At 48.9% G+C, this 18,644-nt stretch carries 16 protein-coding genes; all 16 read right to left on the reverse strand.

All coding sequences use genetic code 11. The annotated features are described in order from the left end of the window. Positions 1 to 1,223: 1,223 nt before the first annotated feature. Complete coding sequence (gene coaW / locus ACTRDR_RS08625; protein ID WP_440526971.1) at positions 1,224 to 2,057, reverse strand: type II pantothenate kinase; 834 nt, start codon at positions 2,055 to 2,057, stop codon at positions 1,224 to 1,226. 70 nt (positions 2,058 to 2,127) lie between these two features. Next, positions 2,128 to 3,510 carry a DNA repair protein RadA gene (gene radA, locus ACTRDR_RS08630; protein WP_440526972.1) on the reverse strand — a complete coding sequence of 461 codons (1,383 nt, stop codon included), beginning with the start codon at positions 3,508 to 3,510 and terminating at the stop codon, positions 2,128 to 2,130. A gap of 139 nt (positions 3,511 to 3,649) precedes the next feature. Next, positions 3,650 to 4,063 carry an endosialidase gene (locus ACTRDR_RS08635; protein WP_176863535.1) on the reverse strand — a complete coding sequence of 138 codons (414 nt, stop codon included), beginning with the start codon at positions 4,061 to 4,063 and terminating at the stop codon, positions 3,650 to 3,652. A gap of 115 nt (positions 4,064 to 4,178) precedes the next feature. Then, a complete protein-coding gene (locus ACTRDR_RS08640; RefSeq protein WP_440526974.1) occupies positions 4,179 to 6,623 on the reverse strand; it encodes an ATP-dependent Clp protease ATP-binding subunit in 2,445 nt (814 codons plus the stop codon). Next, complete coding sequence (locus ACTRDR_RS08645; RefSeq protein ID WP_022153773.1) at positions 6,623 to 7,000, reverse strand: GntR family transcriptional regulator; 378 nt, start codon at positions 6,998 to 7,000, stop codon at positions 6,623 to 6,625. The genes ACTRDR_RS08640 and ACTRDR_RS08645 overlap by 1 nt, the downstream gene beginning before the upstream one ends. 160 nt (positions 7,001 to 7,160) lie before the next feature. Continuing rightward, on the reverse strand, positions 7,161 to 8,726 hold the full coding sequence (locus ACTRDR_RS08650; protein WP_440526976.1) for an SH3 domain-containing protein: 1,566 nt from the start codon (positions 8,724 to 8,726) through the stop codon (positions 7,161 to 7,163). Positions 8,727 to 8,756: 30 nt separating this feature from the next. Beyond that, positions 8,757 to 10,031, reverse strand: a complete 1,275-nt coding sequence (gene purD / locus ACTRDR_RS08655) for a phosphoribosylamine--glycine ligase (protein ID WP_440527032.1) — start codon at positions 10,029 to 10,031, stop codon at positions 8,757 to 8,759. Between the two features lie 20 nt (positions 10,032 to 10,051). Next, a complete protein-coding gene (purN, locus tag ACTRDR_RS08660; protein ID WP_440526977.1) occupies positions 10,052 to 10,687 on the reverse strand; it encodes a phosphoribosylglycinamide formyltransferase in 636 nt (211 codons plus the stop codon). Further along, the gene (gene purM, locus ACTRDR_RS08665) at positions 10,681 to 11,706 is read right to left on the reverse strand and encodes a phosphoribosylformylglycinamidine cyclo-ligase (RefSeq protein WP_440526979.1); all 1,026 of its coding nucleotides are present in this window, start codon (positions 11,704 to 11,706) and stop codon (positions 10,681 to 10,683) included. The genes purN and purM overlap by 7 nt, the downstream gene beginning before the upstream one ends. A gap of 87 nt (positions 11,707 to 11,793) precedes the next feature. Continuing rightward, positions 11,794 to 12,330, reverse strand: a complete 537-nt coding sequence (gene purE, locus ACTRDR_RS08670; protein ID WP_440526981.1) for a 5-(carboxyamino)imidazole ribonucleotide mutase — start codon at positions 12,328 to 12,330, stop codon at positions 11,794 to 11,796. Positions 12,331 to 12,430: 100 nt separating this feature from the next. Next, positions 12,431 to 14,515, reverse strand: a complete 2,085-nt coding sequence (locus tag ACTRDR_RS08675) for an aminopeptidase (RefSeq protein WP_440526983.1) — start codon at positions 14,513 to 14,515, stop codon at positions 12,431 to 12,433. Between the two features lie 91 nt (positions 14,516 to 14,606). Next, the gene (locus ACTRDR_RS08680; RefSeq protein WP_440526985.1) at positions 14,607 to 14,924 is read right to left on the reverse strand and encodes a DUF6142 family protein; all 318 of its coding nucleotides are present in this window, start codon (positions 14,922 to 14,924) and stop codon (positions 14,607 to 14,609) included. Positions 14,925 to 15,014: 90 nt separating this feature from the next. Next, positions 15,015 to 15,167: a hypothetical protein gene (locus ACTRDR_RS08685; protein ID WP_176863551.1), complete on the reverse strand. Its 153-nt coding sequence runs from the start codon at positions 15,165 to 15,167 to the stop codon at positions 15,015 to 15,017. Positions 15,168 to 15,199: 32 nt separating this feature from the next. Then, positions 15,200 to 15,877: an orotate phosphoribosyltransferase gene (gene pyrE, locus ACTRDR_RS08690; RefSeq protein WP_118547143.1), complete on the reverse strand. Its 678-nt coding sequence runs from the start codon at positions 15,875 to 15,877 to the stop codon at positions 15,200 to 15,202. A 133-nt stretch (positions 15,878 to 16,010) separates the two neighbouring features. Next, the gene (locus ACTRDR_RS08695; RefSeq protein WP_176863553.1) at positions 16,011 to 17,273 is read right to left on the reverse strand and encodes an amidohydrolase family protein; all 1,263 of its coding nucleotides are present in this window, start codon (positions 17,271 to 17,273) and stop codon (positions 16,011 to 16,013) included. Positions 17,274 to 17,279: 6 nt separating this feature from the next. After that, positions 17,280 to 18,614: a lanthionine synthetase LanC family protein gene (locus tag ACTRDR_RS08700; protein ID WP_440526987.1), complete on the reverse strand. Its 1,335-nt coding sequence runs from the start codon at positions 18,612 to 18,614 to the stop codon at positions 17,280 to 17,282. Positions 18,615 to 18,644: the final 30 nt, after the last annotated feature.

The raw sequence follows: 18,644 nt of genomic DNA on the forward strand, positions 1-18,644 counted from the left end.
ATGCTATTAATCTTCCTTCCATAATATGTATCCTTTCTTTGTAGTTCTGTAAATTACGATTTGTATAACAGAAGTCTAACACATGTTGATAAAAAATACTACATCCAAACTAATGTCTGTGATTTGTTTTCCATAATAGTTTCCTTTCAAAAATATTTTATATTTTCTATATCTTGGTGTTTGAAAAACAGCCTCATAGACGTTTGTTAATGCTTGTACTCATTACCTTAAAACCACAACCTCTTGATGCAGACACGTTAAAATATTTATAGGCACAAGAGGAAAATAGACGATTTTGAAATAGTCTGAATATTTCAGATATTGTCAGAAAGCAGGTGCCTATGAAGACAACAGCAGTTGAAAAAGGATTACAGTTTGAAAAAGCAGTAGGCAGATTGTCCGTGATCGTTGGCACACGGCAGAATTGGAGAAAGCGATAGACAATATCCACAAAAAACAGGCATAAAAATACGAGGTTTTCTTCCCATATCATATAGAAGATTTACCTCTTTTTTAATTGAACATTTGTTCGATTCATGTTATAATATCATTGTGTTAATCGAAACGAAAGCGGATGCGATTTTCCGATTGTTAGATGCCCTCTAGTAATACAAAGGAGGGGATGCCCATGAATACAATGGAAGTACTTACTCTGTTGTTAGTTGTCTTTGCAGCTCTATCATACATCGACAGACATGGTGACGATAATAACAAAAAGAAATAGCATCCTCCGTCCAAAGTGAATGCTATTTCTTTTCTAGTCTAACTGAGGGCAAATCGGAATTTTCACCTCCGACAACCTTTCTAAGTAGATTATACACCATGAGGGGTTGAGAAATCAATCCCTCTTTTTTTTCGGATAAATCCATAACCTTTTTGGTTGTCATATCTTGTTACCGTTCCGAACATCCTCTTCGCTCCTCCCGTTCTTCTAATGAAATGTAGATTTCTTTTTTGACACACTTACTATCATTTATTTCCTAATATTCCTTACATGGCTTAATCTGCTCCTTCTCATATTTTCGGGCATAAATAAACAAGCCCCTTAACAATTACATTACCAGTAGGTAATATACCTGTTAAAAAGCTTCCCCTGCTTTAAAAAGTCGATGTTATCGGCTTTTTTGTTTCTGTTTTGGATACTATTAGATACAATTTCACCCCGGCACGACGCGATTTATAGACCCGCGCCATGCCGGGGTGTTGTCTTTGCAGCTATATTATCAGATCTCCTCTTTATCCGAATCCGGCGCGATCACGGATCCGATCGCGGTAGCGTAATCGGAGTACTCCGGAATACTGATCTTCACGTCCCACAGGCTCTTGAAGTCCTCGATGATCTGGCGGCACTCGAAGAATTTGGTCAGACCGCCGATGAGAATGTAATCCTTGATACCGGTGTTCACGGAGGCTAAGATTCCAGCCTGACATATATTCTCGATGACCATATGTACAATACCGGCTGCAATGTCTTCGGGTTTGGACTGGGCATCTGCCTTGCCGAAGTTGGATGCAGTCACATCCAGGTTCAGACCCGGGAGCTTTTCCTTGGCGAGATCACCGATCCGCAGATCGATCTTCGTCACATCACCCTTGCGGGACAGGGGAACGATCTCATGGATGTCTCCGGTGTTCAGCATGATCGAGGACAGTCCGCAGATGGTTCCGCCGCCCAAGCCGACACCGCCTAAATGCTTCATCTCATTTTCAGTGACTTTGACGAAGAAGCTTCCGGTGCCCATGCTGATGACGATGACTTCCTTTTTATCCGTGAGGTAATAACCGCCGGTTCCGGTGGCTATGAATTCGTCTACCTTATAGGTAGGACGATCATATACCGCTTTCTCCACATATTTGCTTCCAACGCCGGTGATGTAGACACCTTCTACATCCGGTAGTTCCAGGTTGTTCTCATACAGGTATCTGCCGAATGCGCCATAGAGAGATGCCACCTGGCTGTCAGCCTTGACCGCCATGGGTGGAAGCATATGTTTCCCTTCAAAAGCAACGATCTTCGTTGTGCTGCTGCCGATATCAATTCCTATTTTTACAGGCATGTTTTGCCCTCCTCATATCTTTTGACCATTGCTGGTCTCTTTTTCAAATGCATTTCACAGTTTAGGATCATCAGCCAAATACTTTATCGACCGCATCCTGCACGGAGCTTACGCCGATGACCCGGATCTTACTTCCCTTTTTGCACTCTTCCAGTGACACGTAAGGCACCACGCATTCCTCGAAGCCCAGCTTCTCGGCCTCTGCCACACGTTGTTTTGCCATGCTGACTGCACGGACTTCACCGCTTAAGCCCACTTCTCCGAAGGCAACCATCTTCGGGTTCAATGCCTTATTCCGGAAGCTGGACAGAATCGCCAGCACGATCCCTAAGTCAATCGCCGGCTCCTGGATCTTAATACCGCCGGTGATATTCACATAGGCATCACAGGAGGATAACTGTACTCCCGAACGCTTCTCCAATACTGCCATCAGGAGATTTACGCGATTAAAATCCGTACCGGTAGTCTGTCTTCTGGGAATGCCGAAATTACTGTGGCACACCAGCGCCTGTAGCTCGATCAGAAGCGGTCTGGTGCCCTCCATGGTACATGCCACCACAGAACCGCTGGCATTCTCCGGTCGACCGTTCAACATATATTCCGAAGGATTCTTGACCTCTGCCAGCCCCGTCTCCCGCATCTCGAAGACACCGATCTCATTCGTGGATCCAAAACGGTTCTTCACGCCCCGCAGGATACGATAGGACGCATGTCTGTCCCCTTCAAAATAAAGTACCGTGTCTACCATATGTTCCAGCACTCTGGGACCTGCCACCGTACCTTCCTTGGTCACATGACCTACAATGAAGATCGAGATTCCCAGTCCTTTCGCCAGCTGCAACAGGATGCCTGTGGATTCCCTCACCTGGGATACGCTTCCCGGTGCCGCCGACACATTTTCGTTGTACATGGTCTGAATAGAGTCAATGATCACGACCTCCGGTTTACTCCTGCGGATCACTTCACCGATAATGTCCAGATTCGTCTCGCACAGTAGGAACATATGCTCCGAAAAAGTGCCCAGGCGATCCGCCCGCATCTTGATCTGTACCTTGGATTCCTCTCCGGAGATATACAGTACCTTATGTCCCGCCGCAGACAGATTATGACAGACCTGCAATAACAGTGTGGACTTACCGATTCCGGGGTCTCCGCCTACCAGTGTCAGGGATCCCTGTACGATACCGCCTCCCAGCACCCGGTCCAGTTCTTTGATCCCGGTGAGGGTCTTATTCTCCTCCCGGATGGCGATCTCGGACAGTACACAGGGTTCTGATGCCTCTCTTCTGTCTCTCTTCGCACCGTTTCCGGTATTCTTTAATTCTGTTTTATCTATCGTCTCTTCCACGAAAGTATTCCACTCTCTGCAGCCGGGGCATTGTCCCAGCCATTTCGTGGATTCATAGCCACAGTTCTGACAGAAAAAAACGGTGGCTGTCTTTCCTTTTGCCATGCTATCTCCTCAATAGACGTAATAGCTATTCCGGGCCCCTTTGCAACACCGCCTCTGACAGACCCTGAATATTTAAAAAAGAGCCCAGTCACGAAGTACTACAATATCCTCCGTGCCTGGACTCCTTTGCAGTGCGTCCTTACGCCTCTACGATCTTAACAGGTACTTCACCTGCTGCTTCCAGTTCTACGCTTAAGCTCAGCTTGCCGCCAAGTCCGGTCTTCATGGTTCCTACGTTCTTGCCGTCGATCAATACTTCGTACTCGGTATCATCCTTCAGACCTACGGTGATCTGGGAATCCTCATCACCCTCTACGATGAACTCCACGCTGTTGTCAGATTCCTTAAACTCCAGCACACTGGTTCCGGGAACAGATTCATATAAAAACATGCCGTTCTTCTCTAACTTTGTCATCTCATTGTAGGTCTTAACCTTCAGCAGATCTCCTGCATGCTCATAATCTTCTACCTTTGCCTTCTTGGCCAGCTTGTGATTACCAAAGCTGATAGATCCGTCTGCTTCACTGCGAAGTATTTCTTCCACTACTGCCATCTGTCTGTCCTCCTGAAAGTAACTGCATCCGCTATCTTTTTCTTTTGTCCTTTGCGAATGGGGTTTTGAATAGTTACAGTATAATATATCTCACACTGTTTTTCTACAAAAAATTTTATTTATTTTTAACCGTAAATACCACTTTTCCGTCCTTGAATCCGGCGGATACTTTATCTCCCGGTACCACCTTTTTCTGCAGGATTTCCTCTGCCAGAGCATCCTCTACCACCGACTGGATCGCACGCTTTAAAGGTCTTGCCCCCATCTTGTTATCCGCATATTTGGATACCAGATGTTCCTTCAGCGCCGCGGTGATAGTCAGATGAATTCCAAGCTGGTTCTCACATCTCTTATAGAGATTGGCTGCCAGCAGATTCACGATCTCCTTCATGTTCTCATTATTCAGCTGATGGAACACGATAATATCATCAATACGGTTGATGAATTCCGGCTTAAAGCTGTGCTTTACCTCTTCCATGACACCCGCTTTCATCTTCTCGTAATCTTTGGTCTCACTCTTCTCTGTGGCAAAGCCCAGATTCTTGGGATCCACGATACGCTGTGCACCCGCGTTGGAAGTCATGATCAGTACGGTATTTTTGAAGCTGACCTTACGTCCCTTGGAGTCCGTGATATGACCGTCATCCAGCACCTGTAAAAGTACGTTAAATACATCGGGATGAGCCTTCTCGATCTCATCGAACAGCACGACAGAGTAGGGATTGCGGCGTACCTTCTCGCTTAATTGTCCGCCTTCTTCGAATCCCACATATCCGGGCGGTGACCCGATCATCTTGGAGACTGAATGTCCTTCCATATATTCGGACATATCGACACGGATCATGGCATCCTCGGAACCGAACATTGCCTCTGCCAGTGCTTTGGACAGCTCTGTCTTACCCACACCGGTAGGTCCTAAGAACAGGAAAGAACCAATGGGACGGTTGGGATCCTTCAGGCCCACACGGCCTCTGCGCATTGCCTTAGCCACTGCACTCACTGCTTCTTCCTGGCCGATGACACGCTTGTGCAGGGTCTTCTCCAGCTTTAACAGCCGCTCACTCTCTTTTTCCGCCAGCTTCTGTACGGGAATCTTCGTCCACTGGGCAACAACCTCGGCAATCTCGTTCTCTCCGATACTTAAAGTGCTGCCTGCTTCCTGTTTTTCCCGTTTCTTCATCAGGCGCTCCTGCTTTTTCACCAGAGCATCCTGCTTCTTTTTGATCTCTGCCATCTGGTCAAAAGCTTCCATGCGGATAGCTCTCTCCATCTCCTGATCCATCTCATGGATCCGGTCGGAGATCTCCTTCGCCTTATCCGGCACGTCCAACGCATGCAGTCTGGCACTGGCTGCCGCCTCATCGATCAGATCGATGGCCTTATCCGGCAGATTACGATCGTTAATATAGCGGCTGGACAGTCTGACAGCAGCTTCGATGGCTTCCGGGGTAATCTCCACATGATGGTGATCTTCATATTTTCCCTTGATGCCTTCCAGAATGCGGACAGCCTCTTCCTCCGTGGGTTCTTCGACAGTCACCGGCTGGAATCTACGCTCCAGCGCTGCATCCTTCTCAATGTATTTGCGATATTCTGCAATGGTGGTTGCACCGATTAACTGGATTTCACCTCTCGCCAGGGAAGGTTTCATGATATTGGAAGCATCAATGGCACCCTCTGCCCCTCCGGCTCCGATGATCGTATGCAGTTCATCCAGGAATAAAATGATATTCCCGTCCTCCGTTACTTCTTTTAATACTTTCTTGATCCGTTCCTCGAACTCACCGCGATATTTACTACCCGCTACCATTCCCGACAGGTCCAAGGTCAGTACTCTCTTATTCTGTACGGTAAAAGGCACATCTCCCGCTACGATCCGGGCTGCCAGCCCTTCTACCACAGCGGTCTTACCTACACCGGGTTCTCCGACGAGACAGGGATTGTTCTTCGTGCGGCGGCTTAAGATCTGTACGACTCTGCGGATCTCTTCTTCTCTGCCCACGACAGGATCCAGCCTGCCCTCTCTTGCCAAAGCCGTCAGATCTCTGCTGTATTGTTCCAGAGTAGACTGCTTTGCCTTGCGGTCGCCCTTTTTCCCCAGATCTTCCTTATACAAATTGCCATCCTGTCCGATGGCGATCAGGGTATCCACATATATTTTCTGTACATTGGCCCCCAACGTGTTCAACAGACGTACAGCAACATTCTCGCCTTCTTTGATCAGTGCCAGCAGCAGATGCTCTGTGCCGGTCTGTTTCTGTCCGAAACGGGCTGCCTGACGGTGTGCTTCCTCCAGGATTCTCGCCGCTCTGGGAGAATACCCTTCTCTGTCCTTCACTGCCACACCGTTTTCAAAAGCGATCAGATCCCGGATCATTTCCATGACCTGGTCTATTTGCACACCATTATCCATTAATACTTTGGCTGCTACACCGGACTCTTCCTTTAAAAGTCCCACCAGAATGTGTTCGGTTCCGATATAGCCCTGTTTCAGGCTTCTGGCACATCTGCCTGCCTGGGCAAGCGCGTTCTGCGCTTTATCCGTAAACTGTGACTGCATCAATTCAGTCCTCCATATTCTTCATATATTTCATCAATCAGCTCATGCACTTCCTGCCTGGAAATATTTTTACAGCTGCTCTTAGCCAGTATTACCTGCAGTTCCTTCCGTAATTCATCCACTGCACGCATCCGGTCCACATCCAGAGCGATCACTGCGCCCTTTCGTCTGTCTACCTTGACATAGCCTTCCTGCTTCAGGACCGTGTATGCCTTATTTACAGTATGCATATTGATCCCGATGGTATCCGCCAGCTGCCTTACACTTGGCAGGGAATCTCCTTCATGAAATTGTGACGTGGCAATTCCCATGATGATCTGATTGCGCAGTTGCATATAGAGCGCTTCATCACTGTTGAAATCTATCTCTATTATCATCAAAATCACTCCCTTCCCATGTCACCGATTGTTATACGTTTATTATAACAGTGAAGACGATACTGTCAACCGTAGACCCGGAAAGTTTATCAAAATTTTAAAAAGAAAGCGGCATCCCACTTTCGTAAGATACCGTTCTCTTTTATGATTACTCAGATTTTTATTGTTCTTCGTCACCGTCCCAGTTAAGGAATTCGAATTCAAACTCGTCATCATCGGACATGAAGTTCTTGGACTTCCAGCCGGGATCCTGATTGCCTTCCTTCTGTACAGGTCTGGTCGGTCGGTCTACCCGGGGCGCCACGGGACGCTGGCTCTGGGGTGCTACGGGTCTTGCTCCCTGTCCTGCGGGTCTTGCCTGCTGATCTGCCACAGGTCTTGCGCCCTGTCCTGCGGGTCTTACCTGCTGCCCTGCAGGTCTTGCGCCCTGTCCTGCGGGTCTTGCCTGCTGCCCTGCAGGTCTTGCGCCCTGTCCTGCGGGTCTTGCTCCCTGCCCTGCGGGTCTTGCCTGCTGCCCTGCCATAGGTCTTGCTCCCTGTCCTGTGGGTCTTGTCTGCTGCCCTGTTACGGATCTCTGTCCCTGTCCCGTGGGTCTTCTCTCTGCACCTACTTCATGCATTACCTTCTGTGAGCCCTGGGGTCTGCTACTCTGTCCCGCCGGTCTGCCTCCCTGAGGTCTACCGGTTTTCGGTCTGTCCACTCTTCTTCTGCGGACGCTTTCCTCCGCATCAGAGAAGTCAGCCGCATCCATCATATCCTTGATCTTGAAGATCAGCAGTGTTACTGCCGCTGCCAGAAATACTAACAGAATCACCAGTACAATGATGACCGCCTTCTGGCTCTTTAATTTCTTCTGATCTGTGTCAAACTGTGCGTTGATCTCCGTGATCTGATCTATGGAATTGAACAGGTCTTCGATCTTGTACTGCTTCTGTCCTGCCATATCTAACAGATACCAGGCATCTCCCTGTAACTGGGTATCCCAATCCTTTGATGTCGTCTGGGTATCCTCGGGCTGTTCTTCCACAGGCTGTTCCTCTGCGGGCTGTTCTTCCACAGGTGCCTGCAATTCTCCGGACAATGCCACATAATCGGAACGGATAAATCCGGTCACCTCAACACTGTTGGATATAAAGGTTATCTGATACCATGTCTTGCCATCGGTACCGGTAGCCTGACCGGTGACGGTCAGCGCCATTCCGTTCTCCGCAGTAGTCACAATCTGGCTGGTAGTAGAAGCATTGCTGCGCACACGTACGGACTGTCCGCCGGTTACGGTAGCACTCAGAGGCTCCACTGCTGTAACCTCCACAGGGGTCTCATTCACGGCAGGCGCCGGTGTCGCTGTGGTCGTAGTCGTTGTTGTCGTTGTTGTACCTGAAGAAGACGACGGGGTAGATCCGTCGGTAATGCTTACCAGATCGGAACGAATATATCCCAGCGTATTCGCATCCACATACACTTCATACCAGGTATAACCGTCTGCACCCTTGGTCTGACTCTTGATGGAGATCGTCTTATCCTTGGCCGCACTTCCGATGACTTCACTGGAAGAGTCCGCACTCTTACGGATCTTGGCACTGGATGCCGTTACCTTGGCCGCACTCTCCGCATGACTGACGATTGCCAGATCCCCGGCAAAAAGTCCTGCTCCCAACACAAGTACCAGCGCAAGCATTCCCCAGAAAGCTTTACATTTACTTATTCTCTGTACTGTCTTTTTCATCTGCAACTCCTTTTGTATCCTGACCTTGCCTTACGCTTCATCGATTGCCTTGCCAATGTCATGACGCATGTATTTATTCTCGAAAGAGATCCATTCCGTTGCCGCATAGGCATTGGCACGTGCCTCCTTCAGGGTAGCTCCCTTGGCTGTCACTCCTAGAACACGACCCCCGTTTGTGACGATTCCCCTGTCCGTAAGCTTCGTTCCGGCATGGAAACAATAATAACCGTCTTTTCCGTCGAAGTTCTCCAGACCGTTTATCACGAATCCCTTCTCATAGGATACGGGATAGCCGTCGCTTGCCAGGACCACACATACCGCAGCATTGTCTTCAAACTGAAGGTCGATCTGATCTAGTGTGCCATCCACACAGGCCTCCATCACTTCGATGATATCGTTCTTCATACGGGGCAGTACCACCTGCGCCTCCGGGTCGCCGAATCTGGCATTGTATTCCAGTACCTTGGGACCGTTTTTTGTCAGCATCAGTCCGAAGAAGATGACTCCCTTGAAAGGTCTGCCTTCCGCTGCCATGGCATCCACGGTAGCCTGGTAGATGTATTTCTTACAGAATGCATCCACTTCCTCGGTATAGAAGGGGCTGGGAGAAAAGGTTCCCATACCACCGGTGTTCAGGCCCTGATCTCCGTCCTTCGCTCTCTTATGATCCTGCGCGGAAGTCATGATGCGGATAGTCTTGCCATCTACAAAAGAAAGTACACTGACTTCTCTGCCGGTCATGAACTCTTCGATGACCATACGGTTGCCGGCTGCGCCAAACTTTTTATCCAGCATGATCTCATCCACGCCTGCCAATGCTTCTTCTAAAGTATTGCAGATCAATACGCCCTTGCCCAGTGCCAGACCGTCCGCCTTCAGCACGATGGGGAAGCTTGCCTGCTCCTTCAGGTATTTAACAGCATCCTCCGCGTTATCGAAATTCTCATAAGCCGCAGTGGGAATGTTGTATTTCTTCATCAGATCCTTGGAAAATGCTTTGCTTCCTTCCAGGATGGCTGCATTTTTACGGGGTCCGAAAGCACGCAGGCCCTCTGCCTCCAGTGCATCCACCAGTCCGCCGACCAGGGGATCATCCATACCTACGATGGTCAGGTCAATTGCCTGTTCCTTCGCAAATGCCACGATCTTGTCGAATTCCATGGCTCCGATGGGAACACACTCTGCGATCTGACCGATTCCGGCATTGCCCGGAGCACAATAGATCTTATCCACTTTAGGACTTTTTGCCACACAGGCTGCAATAGCATGCTCTCTGCCACCACCGCCTACGATCAATACTTTCATACCCATATCTTCTGCCTTCCTTATTTTTTGCTGTTTGTATGCTTTACTTTGCCGTCTGCCACGCAGATCCGTCCGTTGGCAATATCATCTATCGCCTTCGGCAGAAGCAGCCACTCTGCCTGCTCCATGACACGTCTCTGTAAGATCTCCGGGGTATCATCATCTTCCACCGCCACTGCCTTCTGTGCAATGATGGGACCCTCGTCCATGCCTTCATTCACAAAATGTACCGTAGCTCCGGTGACTTTCACACCGCGCTCCAGTGCCTTTTCATGCACATGCAGTCCGTAGTATCCCACGCCGCAAAAAGAAGGGATCAGGGACGGGTGGATATTGATGATCCGGTTGCTGTATTCGTGTACCATTGCCTCCGGGATCTTCACCAGGAAACCTGCCAGTACGATTAAATCCGGAGCGAACTCCTTCACCTTTGCAAGCAGTGCCTCATTAAATACCTCTCTGCTCTCATAATCCTTCGGAGACACACAGACCGCAGGGATTCCCGCATTGCGTGCTCTCTCTAAGCTCTTCACCGTCTTGTTATTGCTGATGACACCCACGATCTGTGCGTTTTTAACCTTACCTGCTGCAATGGCATCAATGATTGCCTGTAAATTCGTGCCGCCGCCGGATACCAGTACGACTACTCTTAACATATGGTCACACCCTTTTCACCGGCTTCGCAGGTACCTACCACATAAGCAGTCTCGCCTGCTGCCTTCAGAGCTTCCAGAGTCTTATCCACATCTGCGGGATCCAGTGCCAGTACCATGCCCAGACCCATGTTGTAAGTATTATACATCATCTCGTCTGTGATATTGCCTTTCTTCTGCATCAGGCGGAAAATAGCAGGCACTTCGTAGCTGTCTTTCTTCACGACTGCACGGATGCCGTCGGGAAGCATTCTGGGGATGTTCTCATAGAAACCACCACCGGTGATATGGCTGCAGCCCTTTACCTTAACGCCTGCGTTCTTCATAGACTTCATAGCCTTCACGTAGATTCTGGTGGGAGCAAGCAGTGCCTCACCAAGAGTCTTACCCAGCTCGTCATAATAGGTATCCAGGCTCTCTTTTGTCATATCGAATACTTTTCTCACCAGAGAAAAACCATTGGAATGTACACCGGAGGAAGCGATGCCCACCAGTACATCACCAGGCTTGATATTCTCACCGGTGATCAGATCCTTACGTTCTACCACGCCTACTGCAAATCCTGCCAGATCATACTCATCCTCAGGCATCAGTCCGGGATGCTCTGCGGTCTCACCGCCTACCAGTGCTGCGTCAGACTGCTTACAGCCCTCTGCCACACCCTTTACGATGGTAGCGATCTTCTCGGGGATATTGCGTCCGCATGCGATATAATCCAGGAAAAATAAAGGTTCGCCGCCTGCACATGCCACATCGTTCACACACATGGCTACACAATCGATACCGATGGTATCATGTTTGTCCATTAAAAATGCCAGCTTCAGCTTGGTGCCTACGCCATCGGTTCCGGACAGGAGTACGGGATCCTCCATATCTTTGATGGCACTTAAGGAAAATGCTCCGGAGAAACCTCCAATGCCGCCCATTACTTCGGGACGCATGGTCTCCTTCACGTACTTTTTCATCAGTTCTACTGATTTGTAACCTGCCTCGATATCTACTCCAGCTTTCTTGTAATCCATTTTCTCCTCATTTCCGCCGCAGGGGCTCTTTCGTTTTATTTAGTGGGGCAGCCTCTTAAGAGGTCCCGGATTCTCTGTCTTATCTTCTTATTTTTTCATGCCTTCCAGGTATGCTTTATAGCCGATCTCCTGCAGTTTTGCATCTTTGGCTTCTACCTGTTCTTTTAATTTTACGCTGTATGCTTTCAGTTTTCCAAGAAGTTCTGCGTCGGAGGTTGCCAGGATCTTGGCTGCCAGAAGTCCTGCATTGGCGCCGCCGTTAATGGCTACCGTGGCAACGGGGATGCCGGAGGGCATCTGTACGATGGAATACAGAGAATCTCTGCCTCCCAGGGAAGTGGTGTGCATCGGAATACCGATGACGGGCATCGGGAAAATAGCGGCACACATACCGGGCAGATGGGCTGCCATACCGGCTCCGGCAATGATTACCTTGAAGCCTTTTTCCTCCGCACTTTTTGCATACTCAAAAAATACATCCGGCTCTCTGTGAGCGCTGATCACGGTCATCTCATAAGGGATGCCCAATTCTTCCAGAATGTCTGCTGCCTTCGCCATCACAGGCATATCGGAATCACTACCCATTACAATGCCAACCTTAGGGCAATTCTCTGTATTTGCCATAATGTCCTCCTCATGTATCGGTTGTACCGATGTTTATCCATATATTTTTATCTTACTAAAATCTTGTCAATGATGCAATGGTTTTATAAAATCTTATGTTTTAGGAAAGCTCCTGCAGCGGTTCGTTCAGTTCTTCCGTACCCGGCAGGACGAATTTCCCGTTTTCTATGATAGCGATCCGCCCGCCATCCTTTTTCACCGCGGTCAGTTCCGCCAGTTCATCATAAGGGATAGTAATATCTGTGTGACAGTTAAAATATGCCTTGGACGGATTCACACTGCGAAGCGCCGCCACCTCGTTGTCTCTTGCCACGATCTCCTTGCCGTCAGGGTTATATACTTTCACATCCTCCGCATGGGAATAGCAGGTATCCCCCACGGCAAAATGAGGTCCCATCTTCTCTGCGATCAGAATCGGCATCTTGGCTTCCACCCCCAGACGTTTTGCTGCTGCATACGCTGTGGTATTGGTGCCGATGGCAAATTCTCCTAAGGGCAGCGTCTTGTGCCGGAACAGGATGTTTTCTTTTATAAATGCACTGTTCTCTTCCTCTGTGGCAAAATTCCCGCAGTGGTAGTCCTTGATCTTACCGTTTTCAAAAGTGATCTCCAGATCCTTATATTCCAGTCCGTTTAAGAATACCCGGGTCACGTGCAGCACTCCGTTCGTCCCTTCCAGTACCGGAGAGGTAAATACCTCACCCACGGGGATGTTCACATCTGCCACACAGTTTTCAAAAATAGTCTCCTTCGCAGGATCCTGTAACTTCCAAAGATTTACCGTAAGGGCTGTGCGATTGCCGTTACCGCCTTTGATCTCACAGTGATCCGCCTGATCCAGGGCATCAATGATGGTCTGCTGGATTCGCTGGTATTTTTTATAATCCAGCGTATTGATCCGTATCGTCTCCCGGAACAGTTCTTCAAAGCAGTCACCCACCTCAGGAATCGGGAAGGCGATGATCGTAAAGCTTCGCTCTTCTTCTATGATATACTGTCTCTGCAGCTGTCCCATCTGGGTGCGGTTCTCTACCAGTAAAGCACTCTGCTCATCCGTCATTTTCAGGCTTTCCGGCTTGTTCACCGGCTCAAAATCACACTCACCAAAGGTCTCTACCACCGCGGGGCCGGCATAACCGCGTGCCTCCTTTTTATATTTTTCAAACGCGGTATGCATGACTTCCTGCTTCCGGCTGCAGTACATTTTATCCAAAAACAGGGCTCTGTCGTCCTTATGATCGAACTCATACTGTCTGTTGGGGCTGACGCTGTAAAAACCATTCTTGTAAATGGATGGATTGTACAAAATGCTGGAGGCTGCACGGTAGATCACCGGCTGCAGTCCCATTTTTTCAAAATTCTCCAGTGCTCTTCTCATCATGCGTTCAAAGCCCAGCTGATAACGGACATCCACGACTGCTTTCTTCGACAGATCCTTGCCGGTTACTTCAAAGCCGATACGATACCCTTCCGTGTAAGTATCCGCCATGGTATGGATAGTCTCCTCCGGCAGAGAATTCATGAATTCCGCCATTTTCAACTCGTTATCACCCACATACTCACCGTAAGCATATAGATAACGCAGATCATTCAGATCCACCGTCCGGATAATATTCGCCGCAAAATTATTTTCCGGGCATACCATTTCACGTACCCGCTCTTCCGCCGCTACATCCGCATAATCGCTGACAAACCAGTAGAGGATCTCACGGATGGATGCATATGTGGGAAGCTTATGGTTTTCCTGCTGTTCATATACAAATGCCGCATACACCTCGGAGAACAACTCCATCCGGATCACCAGTTCTTCCAGCCGCCCTTCGTAGGTAAAGCCGATCAGGCTGCGCATCTCTGTATACAGAAATGCCGCCAGTGCTCCGAATTCCTCTCCCAGCATCTTCACAGCATAAGCCGGATTGGCAAAACTGTTCTCGTAGTTTTCCGGTAAAATATCTTCATACAGGGCATGATTGCGCTGTTGTAATTCTTCCAATGTGGCAGTGACCTGTTTCCCCTGCTCCAGAAACTGTCTGGTATCCTCGATCAGCTGTAAAAACTTCGCTACTGTTGTAAAATATTCTTTCCAGGGTAGTAACTCCGCTCCCTGGAAATCTTCACCGGGAATCTCCCGGATCCGGAGAAGCGCCAGTTCCAGACGTTCCAGTAAGAGTTCTCGCTCTTCCATATATTCATTTCTCCTTTTTTATCGCTCTAATATGATTCCCGGGGCAATAGCCCCGACTTTGATGCTATGATCTTTTGCCGGACACCCGATTTTACAGCCGGCTCCCCAGATACAGTAAAAAGCTGATGCCACCAAGGGAAATCACATTCAATATCGTCCCCAGCACAGGAAAAAAACGGTAAATATCCTTGTCCCGCAGTGTCAGAACGCCAAGGATCAGTCCGATCAGGGAATAGATCGTTGCAAGCACTCCTGTGACACCATAGCCGCCGTGCATGACACCGCCCCGGCTGTAAGACAGATAGGTCACAATCCCCAGGGACACCAGGCTGATCATCCCCAGGATCGTTGACATGATTGCTTTATCAGAACGCTTTTTATTTGTAAAAATATAATTCTTTTTCCGCATACTCATCTCCTATGGAACCCGAAAAGGGCACTTCCTATGTGGAAATGCCCAATCTGCGCGCCCAAACGGCGCCTTTCTTCTCTTTTGTCCTCAAAACAGGATGCGGGATTTGCCGGAGATAAGCTTGCCGCCGCTGATGATCAGCAGTACTCCTGCCGCAATTCCGACTACCAGGGAGATCACTCCCAATACGATATTCAATGCACCTGCTCCACGCATGATCTTATAGATTTTCTCTTCCATGGAATCCTCCTGTCTTCTTACTTCCTACTTACTTAAGCACCGTATACGGCGTAATATTCATCAATTGCCTTCTTCAGGGTGTCGTCGATGTATACTTCTCCCTTGTAAGGTCTGTTGTACAGATGATCGATAACATCCTGCATGGTCACGATGGCATGTGCATCGAAGCCGTACTTTTCCTTGATCTCTTCCAGTGCGCTGACTTTACCGCCCAATCCCTTCTCCATACGGTTCAGGGATACCATCAGGCCAACGATCTCTACGTTGGCAGCTCCTCTTACCTTGGGAACTGTCTCTTCCATGGATTTACCGGAAGTGGTAACGTCCTCGATCATGATAACTCTGTCGCCGTCTTTTAAGGAACTACCTAAGAAGCTTCCCTTGTCTGCGCCGTGATCCTTCTCTTCCTTACGATCGGAACAGTAACGAACCTCTTTGCCGTATAATTTGCTGTAAGCCACTGCAGTTACCACACTGATGGGAATTCCCTTATATGCCGGTCCGAACAGTACGTCAAAATCATCACCATACGTATCATGAATTGCTTTGGCATAGCTCTCACCCAGCTTCATCAGCTGAGAACCGGTGACATACGCACCCGCGTTCATAAAGAAAGGAGACTTTCTACCGCTCTTTAAGGTAAACTCTCCGAATTTCAATGCCTTACAATCCACCATGAACTCAATAAATTCCTGCTTGTACTGTTCCATTCTATGCAAAACCTCCGTAATTTCCGCGTTTTTCAGTTCTGCCCTATATCATACCATACTTTTTTTTAAGATTCAATCTGTGAATTGCGCCAAAAGCAGCGGCATCCCTGCCGCCGCTTCCTTTCATAATCCGTTATAGCCTGTTTTTATATACTTTCGCATTCTTCATAATAAACAACATATTGTCTTGTACTGACAATACATCCAGATCTTCTATGGGATTACCATTTACGATCAGGATATCGGCAAAAGAACCTGTCTCCAACACACCGATCTTCCCCTCCGGGTACGGATTCTGGTAGGTGGAAAGTTTGAAGAGTTCATGGGCGTTTCCGGTAGCTGCCACGAGACCTTTGAAGCTTCCGAAACGTCTCTTAAAATACCGGAAATCCTCCAGCTGATGTTCCTCCGCAAAATGTGGATCACCGAAGGAATCCGTGCCGAACACGATAGGCAGATCGTACTTGTTGATCACCTCTGTTGCAATCTCGCAACCCGCTTTCACACGTTCTGCCTTGCGGATCACATGATCCGGCTGTGGCCCGTGGGATGTCACGGGACGTTGGGACTGGGGTCCCGGCATCACCCAGATTCCAAGGTCTTTGATGATACGTCCGGTCTCGTCATCCATCATAGTTGCATGCTCGAAGCTTTTGATTCCCGCTTTTGCTGCACGCTGCATGGCTTTCGGGGTATAGAGATGCGCCATGACATAGGTTCCGTAATCTTCCGCTGCATCTACGGCTGCCTTCATCTCTTCATAAGTAAACTGCACCGTATCCAAAGGATCATATCTGCTGCTGATGCCGCCGCCCGCCATCAGCTTGATCTGGGATGCACCTAGAAACAGCTGCTCTCTCACCGCCCGCAGCATCTCCGCAGGACCATCTGCAATATAATTTGCGCGGTACTGTAAGGTGGCGTTTAGGAAATTACCGTCCGGCAGTCTGATCTCCGCACGGCTTTTTCTGCAGTCACCGTGTCCGCAGGTCTGAGAAATATAAGCATTGGAAGGAAAAATTCTAGGGCCATCCAGGTAGCCGTTATCAATATTACGCTTCAATCCCACTGTGACACCGCCGGCATCCCGCAGGGTGGTAAATCCACGCATCAGCATATCGTATGCATAGCGCACACTGCGTACCGCCATGTCATCGATCCGCTGCTCCTCACTTCCGATGGGCACATTATGAGAGACATGCACATGGGCATCCGTCAGTCCCGGCATTACGAAATGATCTTTCGCATCATAGATCTCAGCAAATCCCTCTTCCGAGATCTCTCCCGTATAGATTTCTTTTACCAGGCTTCCTTCGATGACGATATTTGCATGTTTCTGTAATCTACTGCTTTTTCCGTCAAACACCGTGGCATTTTTGATCAACTTTCGTTCCATGTATCTTTATCTCCTTTTCGCGGGAAATGGATCGTCAATTGCCCTCATCGCTTTGAAATTACCGTTCTCGGCACCATGCATCTGCAACAGCATCGCACCGATGCCCGCAGCGCCGTCTAAGAATCCGATGGGAGTGGTCAGTACATCCGCTGCCACACGGTCTAATGCGAACTGCCATTTTGCAGTCAGACCTGCTTCTGTCTCTTCGTAGATTGCCCGGTCTAACAGGATCTTTTTGCATTCTTGTGCCTTTTCATAATATCTGTCTTCTCCAAAAGCTGCCCAGAGCCCCAGATACATATTGAGAATGCCCGCGGTACCGCAGCAGATATTGAGTACATTCCAGTAGCCGGCACTCTGTTTCGCCGGAACTCCCAGCGATTCCATGCCGTCTGTCAGATCTTCAATCTCTTTTTTATATTTTTCATCCCCGGTCATGTGATACAGCTGATAAAAGAAACGGTTGGTTCCCGCCGGTCCGTGACAATAGCCCGCATAGAACAGGTCTCCTCTGTCCGGCAATCCGTGGGGCAATAATTTTCCGGCTTTCATTTTCACCGCCGCCGTATCCATATATTCTGTCACACCCGCCACTGCATCTAAAAAACGCTTGTCGCCGCTTGCTTCATACAGTTTCAGCAGAGCAAAGGCAATTCCTCCGGTTCCCATGGGGAAATTCGGATCAATATAATCCTTCCCGGCACCAAAATACGTAGGATCCACTCCCTGGTAGACAATTTTGCCGTCACCCATTTTTCTTCCCTGATGTAAAAAGGTCTGTCCGGCATCCAGTGCAAAATCCCGGAATTTCTTGTTTTTCAGGACTTCCGCCACTTTCAACAGAAAAAGTACGGTTCCCGCATTGCCAACGATTCCCTGAAAAGTAGACCACTCATTGCCCTCGCCGGATGCGGCCGGTCTGGCATCCCGGATTGCCTGTTCCACGATGGAATTCACCGTGTCCGCATAAGTCTGCTCCCCGGTCACCTGATACAGTTGCAACAATGCGAATCCGGCGCCGCTCCAGCCACTGGAAAAAGCATACTGAGAGAAGTTTCTCTTTAAGGTTCTCTGGTGATTCCAGCGGTATTGCAGGTATCTGGCAACTTCTTTTGCCTCCTCCAGGTACTCCCGGTCCGCAGTGGCATCGTAGAGCCCCAGCAGAAAACAAAGGATTCCGGATGCTCCCGCATACAGACAGATCTCATCGTAGTAGGAAGCATGTCCCGTCTCTCCATCCTCTAAGGAAAAATAGATACCTTCCGGTGCCTGTCTTTTCCTCGTATTAATAAATCTCATAGCCGCCTTTGCGGTCTCCACTGCGTTATATTTATATTCCATATCTCTCTCCCGGGATCCGTCGCTTGTATA

This window comes from Simiaoa sp. (assembly GCF_051972595.1).
Classification (GTDB): domain Bacteria; phylum Bacillota; class Clostridia; order Lachnospirales; family Lachnospiraceae; genus Acetatifactor; species Acetatifactor hominis.